The organism is Longimicrobium sp. (genome assembly GCF_036399255.1).
Taxonomy (GTDB): domain Bacteria; phylum Gemmatimonadota; class Gemmatimonadetes; order Longimicrobiales; family Longimicrobiaceae; genus Longimicrobium.
Genome location: NZ_DASWNM010000028.1, coordinates 1 through 15,074, shown reverse-complemented (window position 1 = coordinate 15,074; position 15,074 = coordinate 1). Strand labels below are relative to the sequence as shown.

The following is a 15,074-nucleotide window of genomic DNA, read 5'->3' as shown; positions in this document are numbered from 1 at the left end:
ACACCGCCTCGCATGCCCCGACTTCAGCTGCTGCACCTGGCCCACGCCCGCTCGGGCGACAAGGGCGACACCGCCAACGTGGGCGTGATTGCCCTGCGCCCCGAGTTCTACCCGGTCCTGGTGGAGCAGCTCACCACCGAGCGGGTCAAGAAGCACTTCGAGGGGATCGTCCACGGCGGCGTGGAGCGGTTCGAGCTCCCCAACCTCGAGGCGCTCAACTTCCTGCTGCACAACGCGCTGGGCGGCGGCGGCACCGTCAGCCTGAAGACCGACGCGCAGGGCAAGGTGCTCTCCACCGCCATCCTGCGGATGGAGGTGGACGTCTCGGACGAGGTCGCCGCGCTGGCGCAGGGGTCGTGACCGCGCCGTCCGAATCGCTGCTCACGCGCGACGAGGGCGGCATCCGCCGGCTGGTGCTGAACCGTCCCGACAAGCGCAACGCCCTGAACGCGGAGCTCATCGCCGCGCTCAAGGCCGCGCTGCGCCAGGCGGACGCGGACGACGCGGTGCGCGTGGTGGTGCTGGAGGGGGCGGGAAAGGACTTCTGCTCGGGCGCCGACCTGTCGGCGCTGCGGAAGATCGCCGAGTCGTCGGTGATGGAGAACCTGGAGGACGTGGACGAGCTGGCGGAGCTCTTCCTCCTTCCCCGGCGGATGCGCAAGCCCGTCGTGGCGTGCGTGCGCGGCCGGGCGCTGGCCGGGGGATGCGGGCTGGCGACGTCGTGCGACATCGTCCTGGCGGCCGAGACGGCGGAGTTCGGCTATCCCGAGGTGAAGATCGGCTTCGTGCCGGCGATGGTGATGGCCATCCTGCGCCGCAACGTGTCCGAGAAGCGCGCCTTCGAGCTTGTCGTCCACGCGCAGCCGGTCGCGGCGGCCGAGGCGGAGCGGATGGGGCTGATCAACCACGCCTGGCCCGACGCGGACTTCGACCGCCAGTGCGCGGTGTTCCTGGAGGAGCTGGCCAAGCGCAGCCCGTCGGCGGTGCAGCTGAGCAAGCGGCTGCTGTACCACGCGGACGGAATGGGCTTCGAGGCGGCGCTGCGGTCGGGCGCGGACGTGAACGTGGTGGCGCGGATGACGGACGACATGAAGGCGGGCGTGGCGCGGTTCCTGGAGCGCGCCTGATGGTGGACCGCACCCGCCGTGAGCCGGACCCGTTCCTGGACTGGAAGGTCCGCGTCTTTTTCGCGGGCGCGGCGCTGCTGGTGCCGGGCGTGCTGCTGGGCTACGACCCGCTGGTGCTGCTGGCGATCGTCATCCTCGCCGGTGGCCTGATGCTGCTGACCGCCCTCGGCGCCCGCCGCCGCCGCCAGGCCGAGGCCGCGGCAGCGGAGGAGTGGGAGGAGGAGGCGGACGGGCAGGGGGCGAGGGAGGTGTGAGGCGTCTCGGCCGGTTTTGGCCCCACCATGGCTCCGCGCCATGGGTTAAAAACCCACGGCTAAAAAGGCCATAAGCCCCACCCATTGGCTCGCCTGGGCTCGCCGGTGGGGCTTCACCCGCTCGGGTGGGCCGGGTCCGCGGGAGGTGGACGGTCCGTCGTGATGCAGGCGAGGTCCTTCGGTCGCGCGCCGGGTCTGGAGTACGGGAGGGTGTAGCGCGGCGCTCCCTCAGGAAGTCACGGGTGGCGCGTGGGTGGAGGATTACGAACGGTTGAAGCCCCGTTCGGCGAGCGCAAGCGAGTCGGCCATGGGCTAAAGCCCACGGCTAGAAAGGCCATAAGCCCCACCCAATGGCTCGCTTAGGCTCGCCGGTGGGGCTTCACCCGCTCGGGGGGCGGGTCCGCGGCAGGTGGACGATTGGTCGAGAAATCATGTTGTTGAAGCCCCGTTCGGCGAGCGCATGCGAGCCGAGACGGGGCTTCTGGCATTTCTAGCCGCGGGCTTTAGCCCGTGGCGGGACGCGTGGCAGAGAGCCCGGTGTGTCACCCCTTCACCCGTTCACCCGTTCACCCGTTCACATCCTCCATGCAGTACGTTCAGTATTGACTGAACGGCGCCGAGCCGCTATCCTTGGGTCCACCTTGCGGCAGAGGGATGATGGACCCGACGACGATCGACTTCATCGAGAGCATGGGACGGCAGTTCGAGGAGGACGGGGCTCCGCGAATCGCGGGGCGGCTCTTCGGATTTCTGATGGTGCAGGAGACCCCGTGCTCGCTGGACGACGTCGCCGAGCAGCTGCGGGTAAGCAAGGGAAGCGCGAGCAGCAACGCACGCCTCCTGGAGCAGCTGGGCATCGCCGAGCGGGTGACCCGCGCCGGCGACCGCCGCGACTACTACCAGATCTCGCCCGACACCGGCGAGCGCACCCTGGAGCGCGCGGTGCAGGGCATCGGCTCCATGCTGCGCCGGCTGCGTCAGGGGGCCGAAACCGTGAACGGCGGCTCGCCCGTGCTGCGGCAGCGCTTTGAAAGCGCCATCGCGTTCCACGAGCGGGCGCAGCAGGTGGTGAGCGACCTCCTGGGGCAGGTGCGCGGCCGGCGCGAGGACTGACGCCGGCGGCGGACGCGCGGGATCCCGGACGCCCGCGCGGATCAAATCGGATTCTGAATGGATTGCACGCGGATGATGCGTGAGGACGATACGGGGCTGGACCCCGCGGACGAGGTGTTCGTGGAGCGCGTGGGCCGCTTTTTCGAAGGCGACGGCGCGCCGCGCACCGGCGGGCGGATGCTGGGGCTGCTGCTGCTGTCGCCGCGCGAGATGAGCATCGACGAGATCGCGGAGCGGCTGCGGGTAAGCCGCGCCAGCGTCAGCACCAACGCGCGGCAGCTGGAGGGGTTCGGGGTGGTGGAGCGGGTGAGCCACATGGGCGACCGCCGCGACTTCTACCGCATCGCCCCCGGCCTGGAGCGCACGCTGCTTCGCCACCGCATGGAGCGGCTGGCGCAGGTCGAGGCGCTGCTGGCGGCGGGGACGGCCACCCCCGCGGCGCGCGACGAGCGCGTGCGCGGGCGGCTGCAGGTGCTTTCGCGCATGCACGGCTGCGCGGCCGATGCGCTGCGGGCGTGCTGCGCCGCGGAGGCCGCGTGAGGGTGCCGGCGGCGGGACAGGCGCCGCGGTGGCTGCTGATGGTGGGGGCGCCGCCCCCCGGGGCCTCGGCGCCCCGGGTGCGGCTGCGCGACGCGGTGCGGGCAGGGGTGGCGGCCCGAACGGAGGCTCCGGATGCGGAGCCCGGCGACTACGGAACGGATGGGCGGGGAACCGCCCTGGAGGAATGATGAACAGACTGGGATGGACCCTGGCCGTGGCGCTGTCCGCCGCTCCCGCCGCCCTGGCGGCGCAGGCGCCGGCGACCGCGTCCGCGGCGCGGGGAGACACCGTTCCACTCTCGCTGCAGGCCGCCGTGGGGCGCGCGCTGGGGCAGAGCGAGGAAGTTCGCCTGGCGCGCAGCCAGGTGCAGATCGCGGAGTCGCAGGTGCGCGAGGCGCGCGCCGGCGCCCTGCCGCAATTGAACGCCAACGTGGGCTACACGCGCACCTTCGCCTCGTCGTTCAGCGGCGGCGGCGGGTTCACCCTGCCGGACTCGCTGCGGTTCGCGCCCGACAGCACGGCGCCGCTGGCGGAGCGGGTGGCCTACCTGGAGCGGACCGCGCCGCTGGCGGGCCTGGGCGGGCTGGGTCAATTGTTCGGCAACCTGCCCTTTGGGCAGGCCAACGCGTACCAGGCCACGCTCAGCGGCTCGCAGCTGCTGTACTCCGGCGGCCGCACAGGCGCGGCGCAGGCCATTGCCCGCGAGTTCCGCGAGGTGGCCCGGCTGGGGCTGGTGGAGCAGACGGCCGAGATCGAGCTGCAGGTGCGCTCCGCCTACGTCAACGCGCTGCTGGCGCAGGAGCTGGCCCGTGGCGCGCAGCAGGCGCTGGAGCAGGCCGAGGCCTTTCTGCAGCAGGAGCGGCTGCGGCTTTCGGCCGGCCGCGCCTCGGAGCTCGAAGTGCTGCGGGCGGAGGTGTCGCGCGACAACCTGCGGCCGCAGCTGGTGCAGGCGCAGAACGCGGCCGAGCTGTCGCTGCTGGAGCTGAAGCGGCTGGTGGACGTGCCGCTGGACGCGCCCGTGGTGCTCACCACCCCGCTGGACGTGCCCTCCGCCGAGGCGCTGGCCCGTCCCGTCGTGGCGGCCGAGGCGCTGGCGCGGCGGGCGTCCATCGCCCAGGCCGAGCGGCAGGTGACCATCGCCGAGCAGGGAATCCGCATTGCCCGCGGCGCCTTTCTCCCCAACGTGTCGCTGTCGATGAACTACGGCCGCCTGCTGTACCCCAGCAGCCCCGTGGACCTGGCCGGCGAGTGGCGCACGGACTGGACGGCGGGGCTCACGGTGCAGGTGCCGCTGTTCGACGGCGGCCAGCGCGCGGCGCAGCTGGCGCAGGCGCGCATCCAGGCCGAGCAGGCGCGCATTCAGCTGGCGCAGCTGCGCGAGGGCGTGCAGCTGCAGTACGCGCAGGCCACCGCCGAGCGCGAGCGCGCCCGCACCGCCATCGCCGCGCGGCAGACCACGGTGCAGGCGGCGCAGCGGGTGCACGATTTGACGGTGCTGCGCTACCAGCAGGGGCTGGCCACGCAGCTGGAGGTGTCGCAGGCGCGGCTGGAGCTGCTGCAGGCGCGCACCAACCTGGCCCAGGCGGTGGCGGACTTCCTGAACGCCGACGCCTCCGTCCTTCGCGCCACCGGCGGCTCGTCCGTGCTGGGCGCGCTCGACACGCTGCAGCCGCTGGACACCACGCCGTCCATCCTGAACCCGACGGTGCCGGCCCCGACGCCGGCGCCCAGCACGACCGTTCCGGCCACCGCGCCGGTGCCCGCTACATCGACGACCACGCCCTGAAGACCGGAGATCAGAAGAGATGAACGCATACAGCGACACGCGCCGCCCCCTGCGGGCGGCGGTCGCGGCCCTGCTGGTGCTGGGCGCCGCCGCCTGCGGCGGGGGCGAGGGCGAGGCGGCGGAGACGACGAAGGCGCCGGAGAAGGTGACCGTGCTGGCCCCCGACGACGTGGCCGCGGCGGCCATGACGGAGCTGGCGGCGGGCGTGGCCCTTACCGGGAGCCTGGAGCCCTTCCGCACGGCGGAGGTCAAGGCGCAGGTGCCCGGCGTGGTGCGCGGGCTGTCGGTGGACCGCGGCAGCGGCGTGCGTGCCGGCCAGGTGCTGGCCCGCATCGAGGCGGCGGGGATCCAGAGCCAGGCCGCCGGCGCCCGCAGCGGCGTCGCCGCGGCCCAGGCGCAGCTGTCGCTGGCCCAGCGGCAGCTGGAGTCGGCCCGGACGCTGTTCCAGGCCGGCGCCATGAGCGAGCTGGACTTTCGCGCCGCCGAGGCGCAGTTCCAGGCGGCGCAGGCGCAGCTGGCCGCGGCCCGGTCCACCTCCACCGGCGCGGCCGAGCAGGCCGGCCGCACCGCCGTCACCGCGCCCTTCGGCGGGCAGGTGAGCGAGCGCACGGTGAACGAGGGCGAGGCCGTGAACCCCGGCCAGACGCTGCTGACGGTGGTAAACTCGCAGTTCCTGGAGCTGCGCGGGCAGGTGCCGGTGGACCAGGCCAACCTGGTGCGCCCCGGGCAGCCGGCCGAGTTCACCCTGACGGCGTTTCCCGGGCAGACCTTTACGGGGACGGTGGCGCGGGTGGACCCCGTGGCCGACGCCTCCACCCGGCAGGTGGGCGTCACGCTGCGCCTCCCCAACCCGGGCCAGCTGATCGCGGGGATGTTCGCCAGCGGCCGCGTGGTGACGGCGGGCGGCCGGCAGGCGCTGGTGGTCCCGTCCGCCGCCGTGCGCGGCACCGGCGCCGACCAGCACGTGCTGGTGCTGCAGGGCGACTCCGTCGTCCGCCGCCCGGTGACGCCCGGCTCGCGCGACGACGCGCGGGGCGTGGTGGCCATCGAGAGCGGGCTGCAGGCGGGCGAGCAGGTGATCGTGTCCCCGGGCATGGTGCCCGCGGGATCGAAGGTGCGGGTGCAGACGGCCGCCGCGGCGGCCCCTGCGGCCGCGCCCGCGAAGGAGGACTGAGATGGCCGAGATCAACGTTCGCGGCCCCGGCGACGGGTCCGAGCAGGAAGCCCGCAAGGCGCCGGGCGGCGGGCTGAGCGGGGTGGCCGTGCGCCGTCCCGTCTTTACGGCCATGATGATGTTCGGGCTCATCGTGCTGGGCATCTTCGGCTTTCGCCGGCTCCCCATCGACGAGTTCCCGGACGTCGACATCCCCGTGGTGGCGGTGCAGACCGTCTACCCGGGCGCATCGCCCGAGACCATCGAGCGCGAGGTGACGCGACGGCTGGAAGAGGCGTTCAACACCACCGAGGGGGTGGACCGCATCACCTCCAACTCGCTGGAGGGCGTCTCGTCCGTCGTGGTGGAGTTCGAGCTGGAGCGCGACGGCGACCTGGCCGCGCAGGACATCCGCGCCCGCATCGACCAGGTGCGCCGCGACCTGCCGACGGAGATCGAGGCGCCGGTGGTGCAGAAGTTCGATCCCTCGGCGCAGCCCATCCTGTCGCTGGCCCTTTCGTCCGGCACGCTGACGGTGCCGGAGCTGACCACGCTGGCGGACGAGACCATCCGCCGCCGGCTGGAGTCGGTGAGCGGCGTGGGGCAGGTGCAGATCGCCGGCGGGCTTGAGCGGGAGATCCGCGTGAACCTGCTGCCGGAGCGCATGCAGGCCGTGGGGGTGAGCGCGCAGGACATCATGGGCGCGCTGGGGCGGCAGAACCTGGAGGTCCCCGCCGGCCGCGTGGAGCGGGGGACGGGCGAGCAGCTGGTGCGCGTCACCGGCCGCATTACCGATCCCGCGCAGTTCAACGACGTCATCGTCGCCACGCGCGGGGGGATGACGGTGCGGCTGAGCGACGTGGCGCGGGTGGAGGACGCCACGGAGGAGGAGCGCTCGCTGGCGCTGGTGGACGACCGCCGCGCCGTGTCGCTGGACGTGCTGAAGGTGTCGGGCGCCAACACGGTGGAGGTGGCGGACGGGGTCAAGGAGGCGGTGGCGGAGCTCGAGGCCACGCTCCCCCAGGGCGCGCAGCTGACGATGGTGCGCGACAACTCCATCAACATCCGCCAGTCGGTGGACGACGTGATCCACGAGCTGCTGCTGGGCGCGCTGCTCACGGTGATCGTGGTGATGCTCTTTCTGAACGACTGGAAGGCCACCGCCATCACCTCGCTGGCGCTGCCGGTGTCGGTGATCAGCGCCTTCATGCTGATGGACGCGCTGGGCTTTACCCTCAACGTGCTCACGCTGATGGGGCTGTCGCTCTCCATCGGCATCCTGGTGGACGACGCCATCGTGGTCATCGAGAACATCGTGCGCCACCGCGAGCACGGCGAAGGCTACTTCACGGCGGCGCGGCGGGGAACGTCCGAGATCTTCCTGGCGGTGATGGCGACGACGCTCTCCATCGTGGCGGTGTTCGTCCCGGTGGCGTTCATGGGCGGCATCATCGGCCGGTTCTTCTACCAGTTCGGGATGACGGTGGCGTTCGCGGTGCTGGTGTCGCTGTTCGTCTCGTTCACCCTTACGCCCATGCTGGCGGCGTGGTGGGGCGTGGACCCGCACGATCCGTCCGCCGGCGGCGGCAACCCGCTCAGCCGGGCGATCGCGGGGTTCAACCGCTGGTTTGACCGGGGCGCGGACCGCTACCGCGGCATCATCGGCTGGGCCCTGGGGCACCGCAAGAGCACGCTGGGGCTGGCCGCGGCGGCGTTCTTCGGCACCTTCATGCTGTTTCCGCTCATCGGCGGCGGGTTCATGCCCGAGCAGGACCAGAGCTCGTTCAACGTGAGCTTCGAGACGCCCGAGGGCTCGTCGCTGGCGTACAGCGCGCAGAAGGCGGACGAGATCGGCAAGGCGCTGCGCTCGCTGCCGGGGGTGGACTTTACCTACACCACGGTGGGCGCGGGCGTCACGGGAACGGTGACGGCGGGGAACGTCTACGTGGACCTGGTGCCCTCGGCCGAGCGCGACAAGTCGCAGCAGGAACTGATGGTGGACGCGCGTGAGAAGCTGTCCTCCCTCTTCGGCGCCACCATCGCGGTGGTCGAGGCGGGCGGGCTGGGCGGGCCCACGCAGCCGCTGCAGGTGAACCTGCGCGGGCCCGAGGTGACGGAGCTGGCGCGCCTGAGCGAGCAGGTGGCGGAGCGGATGCGGGCCATCCCGGGGATCGCGGACGTGCAGACCTCGCTGGGCGCGCCGCGCCCGGAGTTCCGCATCGACGTGAACCGCGACCTGGCCAACGAGCTGGGGCTGGACGTGGGGCAGGTGTCGGGTACCGTCCGCCCGCTGCTGGCGGGGCAGACGGCGACCACGTGGGAGGACCCCACGGGCGAGGAGCGCGACGTGGTGGTGCAGCTGGCGCCCGAGCGGCGCACGTCCCTGGAAAGCATCACCAACCTGCCGATCGCCACGTCGGGGGGGGCCACGGTGCCGCTGGGGCAGGTGGCGCGCGTGGCCGAGGGCGTGGCCCCGGCGCAGATCGACCGGCAGGACCTGGAGCGCGTGGGCTCGGTGGGCGCGGGCGTAACGCCGGAGCTGAGCATCGCCGAGGCGTCCACGGCCATCACGGCGGCGCTCGAGGACATGCAGATGCCGGCCGGCTACACGGTCACGCTGGGCGGCGAGACGGAGCAGCTGCAGGAGACCATGGGCTTCGTGCTGGAGTCCATCCTGCTGGCCATCATCCTGATCTTCCTGATCCTGGCCAGCCAGTTCGAGAGCTTCACGCAGCCGTTCGCCATCATGCTGTCGCTGCCGCTGTCGCTGATCGGCGTGCTGCTGGCGCTGCTGCTGACGGACGACACCTTCAACATGATGAGCATGATCGGCGTGATCATGCTGATGGGACTGGTGACCAAGAACGCCATTCTGCTGGTGGACAACGCCAACGAGCGGCGGGAAGCGGGCACCGAGCGGATGGCGGCGCTGGTCGAGGCCGGGCGCGTGCGCCTGCGCCCCATCGTGATGACGACGATGGCGATGATCTTCGGCATGCTTCCCATCGCCATCGGGATGGGCGAGGGCGGCGGGTTCCGGGCGCCGATGGCCCGCGCGGTGATCGGCGGCCTGATCACCTCGACGCTGCTGACGCTGGTGGTGGTGCCGGTGGCGTACACCTACTTCGACGACTTCGGGGGATGGGTGGCGCGCGGCTTCAAGCGCAAGCCGAAGCCCGCCGCGGCGCCGGCGCGCGAGCCGGGGCACCCGGGGCTGAACCCCGAGCCCACGTTCGGCGACTGACGCTGGACCGGGGTTGATGGATGTGATGCGAAGCGCCCCGCCGGGTTCGTCCTGGCGGGGCGCTTTCGTGTGTGCCGAGGCCATGCAAAAGAAAACTGCGGAAGGGTACAGAGGAACAGAGTCAGACAGAGGAACAAGATGACCATTCAGCTCGCTTTCTCTGTCTGACTCTGTTCCTCTGTACGATCATTCTTTTTCGGGGTCAGGATCTGGGTATTACGGAGGCGCGTCGCTGGGGGCGGGGCAGTGCGTGGGCAGGGCGAGGGTGTCGCCCACCGCCAGCGCGCCGCCCGGGTAGGTGATCCACCGCGTCCGGCCATCCGGGGCGGGCGCCCTGGCGTACAGCGTGTTTCCGAATACCAGGTACTCCGGCGCGGAGCCGCCCGGCCGCACGTTCTCCTCGTGCCCGGCCGCGAGGGTGTCCGCGCGGGCGTCGGGCATGCAGCCGCGGATGGCGGCGCCGATCAGCACCAGGACCAGCAGCGTGATCCCCAGCGGCGCCGGCAGCCAGTGCGCGTCCGCGGGCCTGTGCCACCGCATGCCCAGGTCCCAGCGCCGCGGCTGAATGTGCGCCCCTTCCGGTGCGCCGCCGCCGATCCACGCGGGGCGCGGCAGGGGAGCGGACGGCGGGCGCGGCTCTCCGGTCCCCGGCGGGAGGGACGGCCCGGGCTCCGGCCGCACCTCCAGCGTGGGCTCCGGCGCGGACTCGGGCTCGCAACCCGACTCCTCCTGCTCCGGGCCGAGTTCCGGCCCTGGTTCCCTCTCTGGCTTCGCTTCCTGCGTGGGCGCGGCGATCGGCAGGGCTTCCGGCGCCGGACGCGGCTCGCGCTCGAACGTGAACGCGGGGAGCGGAGCCGGGAGCGGCGCGGGTGAGGAGGGCCGCGGCGCGGGCGGCGGAGGCGCGTCGGCGGGCTCGGAGACGCGCAGCAGCTCGGCCAGGGCGCGGGTCTCCGGGTCCGGCTCGGCGCCCACCTCCTCGGCCAGCCACGCCTCGAACGCCTGGTAGTGCCGCAGGGCCCGGTTGCGCTCGCCGCTGGCCGCCTGCGCGCGCATCAGCATGCGGTGGCCCTGCTCCCACACGGGGTCGATCTCCACGCCCCGCTCGGCCAGCCGCAGCGCGCGCGCCCAGCGCCCCGCGGCGGCGGCCTCGTCGCCCGCGCGCTCCAGCAGCCGCAGCGCCGCGTTGCGCAGCTCGGCGCGGCGCCGGTCCGCCCACTCCATGAACTCCTCGGCCCCCGCGCCGGGATCGAACCCCTCCAGGAACGGGCCTCCGTACACCGAAAAGGCGTCGTCCACCTCGCCCGGCTCCAATCCACCCCGCAGCAGCACCACGGCGTCGCACTCCAGGGGCGTCCCGGTGCGCACGACTTCCTTTTCCACCACCAGCGCCCCCGGCGGCAGGGCACGCGTCAGCCGCCCCAGTGCCTGCGTCAGCGAGTGGCGGGCGCGCTCCTCGGGACTTTCGCCCCACAGCAGCGACGCCAGCCGCCCGCGCGCGTGCACCGCCGCACCCTCGACGCACAGGTACACGAGGAGCGCAACGTCCTTTCGCCGCAGGCCCTTGGCGGCCGAACCGCCGGCCCGGTACAGGGCGGGATGCCCAAGCGTCTTCAGATACACGGCAGCCATGAAAAAGCAGAGGGGGCGTACCGCGCATCCCCGGTTTCCTCTCGCAAATTAACCCTTTTGGTGCGGTGTCGCGCAATGGTGCATCCGTTCGGCCCGGCCGGAAAGCCGCCGTTGCGGGCGGTTTTTCCGATGCCGGCGATGTCTCCCGGGAATGCCTGCCGCGCAATGGTGCATCGCTGCACCCGTACGAAGAACGCAGGTCGCTTCCCATTCAGGACGCGCACACTTTGTACTCTTTTCGAACACCCTTCGTTGTGCGGCCGGCGTGCGGCGGCGGTGCGGGTGGTGTGCGGGGGGGCGATTAGCCTTGGCTCCGCAACCTCCGGCACCGATGCCGGGGTGCGACGAGAACCCCGTACAGGAGCTCAACCCATGTTCCGCAAGACCCTCTTTGCCGCCCTTCTGTTTGCCGCCGCCTGCGGCCCCGCCACCACCGAGCCGCAGCCCGCGCGCCCCGCCGGCGCCGTGCACGACGACGCGCCGCCGCCGCCGCCGGCGGACACCACCAAGCGCGGGGGAGGGACGATCGGGTCCGGCACCTGATCCCTCGCACACCAGACGACATTCCACGGGGGGCGGTCACCATGGGTGGCCGTCCCCCGTCCTTTCTTGAGACGGTCCCGTCCCCCCACATTCACCGTGGCGGGCGCCCCTGCATCGTCCCGATTACACGGGCGTGGGACACTCTCCAATCACCCAGGGCCGTCATTCCGGGGCCCGCCCACTCCGGGCTCGCCGCGGGCGGCAGGTTGCGGGGCCGGGGAAGCCAGCCGCGGCGTGCTCGGATTCTCACGCGGCAGCCCGGGCCGACTCGCGGCCACACGATCATCCCACGATGCCGATGGCGGATCGCGCCGGACGTTGCCGCGGGTGGGCGGCGCGTCGAAACGCCTCCAGCAACCCGAAGGCAGATTCCTCGGTCGCGCGTCCGGTCCGCGGCCAGGGAAGGTGGCGGGCGTGCGCTCCCTCGGAATCACAATCTGGTGCGTCGGGAGGTTGGCAGGCGGAGTCCGCGCACGTTGCGGCGCTTCGCACCTCATACGACGGGCGGAACGAACGCGGAGCCGGCGGAAGATCGTTCTCCGCCGGCTCCGTGCCGTTTTCATCCCCCGTGCCTTCGCCAGGCGCCATCCAGGCCGCGGCTCAGCGCCCGTCCGCCGCCTCGCGCGCGGCCTGCCGCTCGGGCTCGCGGCGCAGCGGGGCCGCCTCGCCCTCGGGGGCGGCGCGCAGCTGGGGCGGCTCGCCCAGCATGGCCAGGTCGAAGATCTGGTCCATGCGGTCCACGTAGTGGAACTGCATCCCCTCGCGCACGTCGCTGGGCACGTCGCGCAGGTCGCGCTTGTTGCCCGACGGCAGCACCACGTGCGGGATCCCCGCCCGGTACGCCGCCAGCACCTTTTCCTTGACCCCGCCGATCTCCAGGATCTTGCCGCGCAGCGTGACCTCGCCCGTCATGGCCATGTCGTGCCGCACGGGGCGCTCGGCCAGCGACGAGGCCAGCGCCAGCGTGACCGCCGCGCCCGCCGAGGGGCCGTCCTTGGGGGTGGCGCCCACGGGAAAGTGCACGTGGATGTCGTTGTCGCCAAAGACCTCGCGGGTGATCCCCAGCTCGTCCGCGCGCGAGCGGACGTAGCTGTACGCCGCGTTCACCGACTCGCGCATCACGTCGCCCAGCAGCCCGGTGATCACCAGCCGCCCGGTGCCGGGCATCTTGAGCGCCTCGATGAACATCAGCTCGCCGCCCGAGGCCGTCCACGCCAGGCCGGTGACCACGCCCACCTCCGGCCGCACCTCGGCCGGCGTGGTGGAGTAGCGGGGGTAGCCCAGCACCTTCTCGATCATCTCCTGCGTGATCGTCCAGCCGGTGGCCGTGCCCTCCGCCTTTTCGCGGGCGATCAGGCGCATCACCGCGGCCAGCGAGCGGCGCAGGTTGCCCACGCCGGCGTCGCGCGCGTAGCCGCGGGTCAGGTACAGCAGCGTCTCGTCCGTGATCCGCACCTCCTCCATCGCCAGCCCGTGCTCCCTGACGATGCGCGGGAACAGCCAGTCGCGGGCGATGACGATCTTTTCCTCGGGCGTGTAGCCGGCGATGCGCACCTCGATGAAGTGGTCGCGCAGGTCGCGGGGAATGCGGTAGAAGTCGCCCGCCGCGCCCACGAAGAACACCTCCGACAGGTCGAAGGGAAGGTCCAGGTACCGGTCGGTGAACTCTTCGCGGTTCTCCGGGTCCAGCATCTCCTCCAGCGCCTCGACCGGGTCGCCTTCCACGTTGCCCAGCCCCAGCTCGTCCAGCTCCTCCAGCAGGAAGACGGGGTTGCGCACCCCCGCGTCGGCGATCAGCTGCATCACCTTGCCGATCTGGGCCCCGGTGCGCGTGCGCCGCGTGCCCACCAGCTGCCCCTCGCCGCGGCCGCCCAGCTCCAGGCGCACCAGCGGCCGGCCCAGCCCGCGCGCGATGGCGGTCGCCAGCGTGCGCTTGCCCACCCCCGGCGGCCCCACGATGCAGGGGGCGGGGCCGCGCAGGTCGCCGCGCAGGGCCGCCACGGCCAGCACCTCCAGCAGCCGCTCCTTGCTCTCGTCCATACCCAGGTGCTCCTGGGCGAACGCCTCTTCCACGGCGTCCAGGTCGATCTTTCCGTCCCCCGCGCGGCGCGTCCAGGGGATGGAGATGAGCGCGTCCAGCCAGGCGCGGATCTCGGTGGCCTCGGGCCCGGTGGTGGCGCTGGAGCGCAGACGCTCGGCCTCGCGCCGGGCGGCGGCCGCCACCCGCTGCGGGAGCCGCGCCATCTCCAGCTTGCGCAGCATCTCGTCGGCCTCGCGCTCCAGCGGGTCCAGCTCGCCCAGCTCGGCCTGCAGCGCCTGGATGCGGCGGCGCACCTCGGAGGTGCGGTCGCGGCCGCTGCGGGGCTGCCCCTCGGCGGCGGCGGGGCTCTCTTCGCCCGCCACCGCCTCCACCTCGCGCGCCCGCTCCCACGCCTGCTCCAGCGACGCCAGCACCAGGTCCAGCCGCTTCGCCACGTCCAGCTGCTGCAGCACGGCGTCGCGGTCGGGAAGCTTCAGGTTGCACAGCGTGGAGGCCAGGTCGGCGAAGCGGCCGGGGTCGCCCAGGTTCATCCGCAGGATGCGCGGCACCTCGTCGGGAACGCGGTCCACCTTGGCGGCCAGCCCGGACACGGTGGTCAAAATGCGCTCCACCACCGGCTCGGCGTCCTCGGGCGAAAGCGGCGTCTCTTCGACGGCGCGGGCGCGGGCGGTGTAGTAGCCGTCCTCGAAGCGCACGTCGTCCAGGTGAATGCGCTTGAGCCCCTGCAGCGTGGTCTGGATGGTGCCGCCGGGCAGGTTCAGCCGGTCCAGCACGCGCACCGCCGTGGCTACCTTTTCAAGCGAGCGGGGCGGGATGTCCTGGCTTTCGTCCAGCGTGGCCACGATCGCCACGATGAGCTCCGGCTCGGGGTGCGCGTTCAGCGCCTCGACGTTGGGTGCGTAGCCGATCTGCAGCGCGGTGGCCCCGGACGGGTACACCACGGTGCTGCGGATGGGGAGCACCGGCACGCGGTCGGCGAGCCTGGGCGGGGCCTTCCTGACGTCCTGTAGAGGCATCCTAACCGGTGGTGGTTCAACGGTTTGCGTTTCTGCTTTCCAAAAGGCGGGCGTCCAGCGTCCGCAAGAACCGGGCAATCCGCCGGGCGTTGGTGCCCAGGTCGCCGCGCTCGCCGCGGCTGGCGGAGGTCATTTCCACGCACGTCTGCCCGTCCTGGTCCAGCGACAGCCGCACCCACACGTCGTCCGTGGACTTCCACAGCCCCGTGGCCACAGCGACGATTTCCCCCGCCTTCCAGTCACTGCCGACGATCGTCCACCCGGGCGTGCCCCGGGCGATCTCGTGCGCCGTCTCCCACACCTGCACGAAGGGAATGGCGTAGCTGCGCCCCCGCATCCGCGGGTCGTCGTCGTCCGGGTCGGTAAAGGCCCGGTTCTGCGTCAGGGCTCTGCGAAGACCCATGCTGGGCGGATTCGGTTCTGGATGTCGTCCCGCGTGCTGCCGGAGCCGCGGCTGCGACGAATCTACGTCGCAGGGGGCGTGGAGGGGAGGCGGGGTGGGTGAAGGGGTGAAGGGGTGAAGGGGTGAAGGGGTGAAGGGGTGAAGGGGTGAAGGGGTGAAGGAGTGAAGGAGTGAAGGAGTGAAGGAGTGAAGGAGTGAAGGAGTGAAGGAGTGAGCGGGGGAGCG

Annotated in this window: 13 protein-coding genes; 10 read left to right on the top strand and 3 right to left on the bottom strand. The window is 72.2% G+C overall.

The window, feature by feature from the left end:
* Positions 1-12 precede the first annotated feature (12 nt).
* The 9 genes from VGC13_RS05080 to VGC13_RS05040 all read left to right on the top strand — a co-directional run bounded on the left by VGC13_RS05080 (position 13) and on the right by VGC13_RS05040 (position 9,217).
* Positions 13-360 carry an AtuA-related protein gene (locus VGC13_RS05080; protein WP_331124131.1) on the top strand — a complete coding sequence of 116 codons (348 nt, stop codon included), beginning with the start codon at positions 13-15 and terminating at the stop codon, positions 358-360.
* On the top strand, positions 357-1,127 hold the full coding sequence (locus tag VGC13_RS05075; RefSeq protein ID WP_331124130.1) for an enoyl-CoA hydratase/isomerase family protein: 771 nt from the start codon (positions 357-359) through the stop codon (positions 1,125-1,127). Before VGC13_RS05080 ends, VGC13_RS05075 begins: the two co-directional genes overlap by 4 nt.
* Positions 1,127-1,381, top strand: coding sequence for a hypothetical protein (locus VGC13_RS05070; protein WP_331124129.1), 255 nt, complete (start codon positions 1,127-1,129; stop codon positions 1,379-1,381). The genes VGC13_RS05075 and VGC13_RS05070 overlap by 1 nt, the downstream gene beginning before the upstream one ends.
* 657 nt (positions 1,382-2,038) lie before the next feature.
* Positions 2,039-2,494, top strand: coding sequence for a GbsR/MarR family transcriptional regulator (locus VGC13_RS05065; RefSeq protein ID WP_331124128.1), 456 nt, complete (start codon positions 2,039-2,041; stop codon positions 2,492-2,494).
* A 75-nt stretch (positions 2,495-2,569) separates the two neighbouring features.
* Positions 2,570-3,034, top strand: coding sequence for a GbsR/MarR family transcriptional regulator (locus VGC13_RS05060; RefSeq protein ID WP_331124127.1), 465 nt, complete (start codon positions 2,570-2,572; stop codon positions 3,032-3,034).
* Positions 3,031-3,222 carry a hypothetical protein gene (locus tag VGC13_RS05055; RefSeq protein ID WP_331124126.1) on the top strand — a complete coding sequence of 64 codons (192 nt, stop codon included), beginning with the start codon at positions 3,031-3,033 and terminating at the stop codon, positions 3,220-3,222. The genes VGC13_RS05060 and VGC13_RS05055 overlap by 4 nt, the downstream gene beginning before the upstream one ends.
* Complete coding sequence (locus VGC13_RS05050) at positions 3,222-4,820, top strand: TolC family protein (RefSeq protein ID WP_331124125.1); 1,599 nt, start codon at positions 3,222-3,224, stop codon at positions 4,818-4,820. The genes VGC13_RS05055 and VGC13_RS05050 overlap by 1 nt, the downstream gene beginning before the upstream one ends.
* 19 nt (positions 4,821-4,839) lie before the next feature.
* Positions 4,840-5,994: an efflux RND transporter periplasmic adaptor subunit gene (locus VGC13_RS05045; protein WP_331124124.1), complete on the top strand. Its 1,155-nt coding sequence runs from the start codon at positions 4,840-4,842 to the stop codon at positions 5,992-5,994.
* Between the two features lies 1 nt (position 5,995).
* Entirely contained in the window at positions 5,996-9,217 is a 3,222-nt protein-coding gene (locus tag VGC13_RS05040) for an efflux RND transporter permease subunit (protein WP_331124123.1), read from the top strand.
* A 216-nt stretch (positions 9,218-9,433) separates the two neighbouring features.
* Here the strand turns inward: VGC13_RS05040 and VGC13_RS05035 are convergent, their stop codons facing one another.
* On the bottom strand, positions 9,434-10,846 hold the full coding sequence (locus VGC13_RS05035) for a BTAD domain-containing putative transcriptional regulator (RefSeq protein ID WP_331124122.1): 1,413 nt from the start codon (positions 10,844-10,846) through the stop codon (positions 9,434-9,436).
* A 372-nt stretch (positions 10,847-11,218) separates the two neighbouring features.
* On the opposite strand from VGC13_RS05035, the gene VGC13_RS05030 reads away from it, so the two are divergent.
* Positions 11,219-11,389: a hypothetical protein gene (locus VGC13_RS05030; RefSeq protein ID WP_331124121.1), complete on the top strand. Its 171-nt coding sequence runs from the start codon at positions 11,219-11,221 to the stop codon at positions 11,387-11,389.
* A gap of 600 nt (positions 11,390-11,989) precedes the next feature.
* On the opposite strand, the gene lon is transcribed toward VGC13_RS05030, so the two are convergent.
* Positions 11,990-14,446: an endopeptidase La gene (gene lon / locus VGC13_RS05025; protein WP_331124120.1), complete on the bottom strand. Its 2,457-nt coding sequence runs from the start codon at positions 14,444-14,446 to the stop codon at positions 11,990-11,992.
* Positions 14,447-14,462: 16 nt separating this feature from the next.
* On the bottom strand, positions 14,463-14,849 hold the full coding sequence (locus tag VGC13_RS05020; RefSeq protein ID WP_331124119.1) for a DUF1499 domain-containing protein: 387 nt from the start codon (positions 14,847-14,849) through the stop codon (positions 14,463-14,465).
* Positions 14,850-15,074 lie beyond the last annotated feature (225 nt).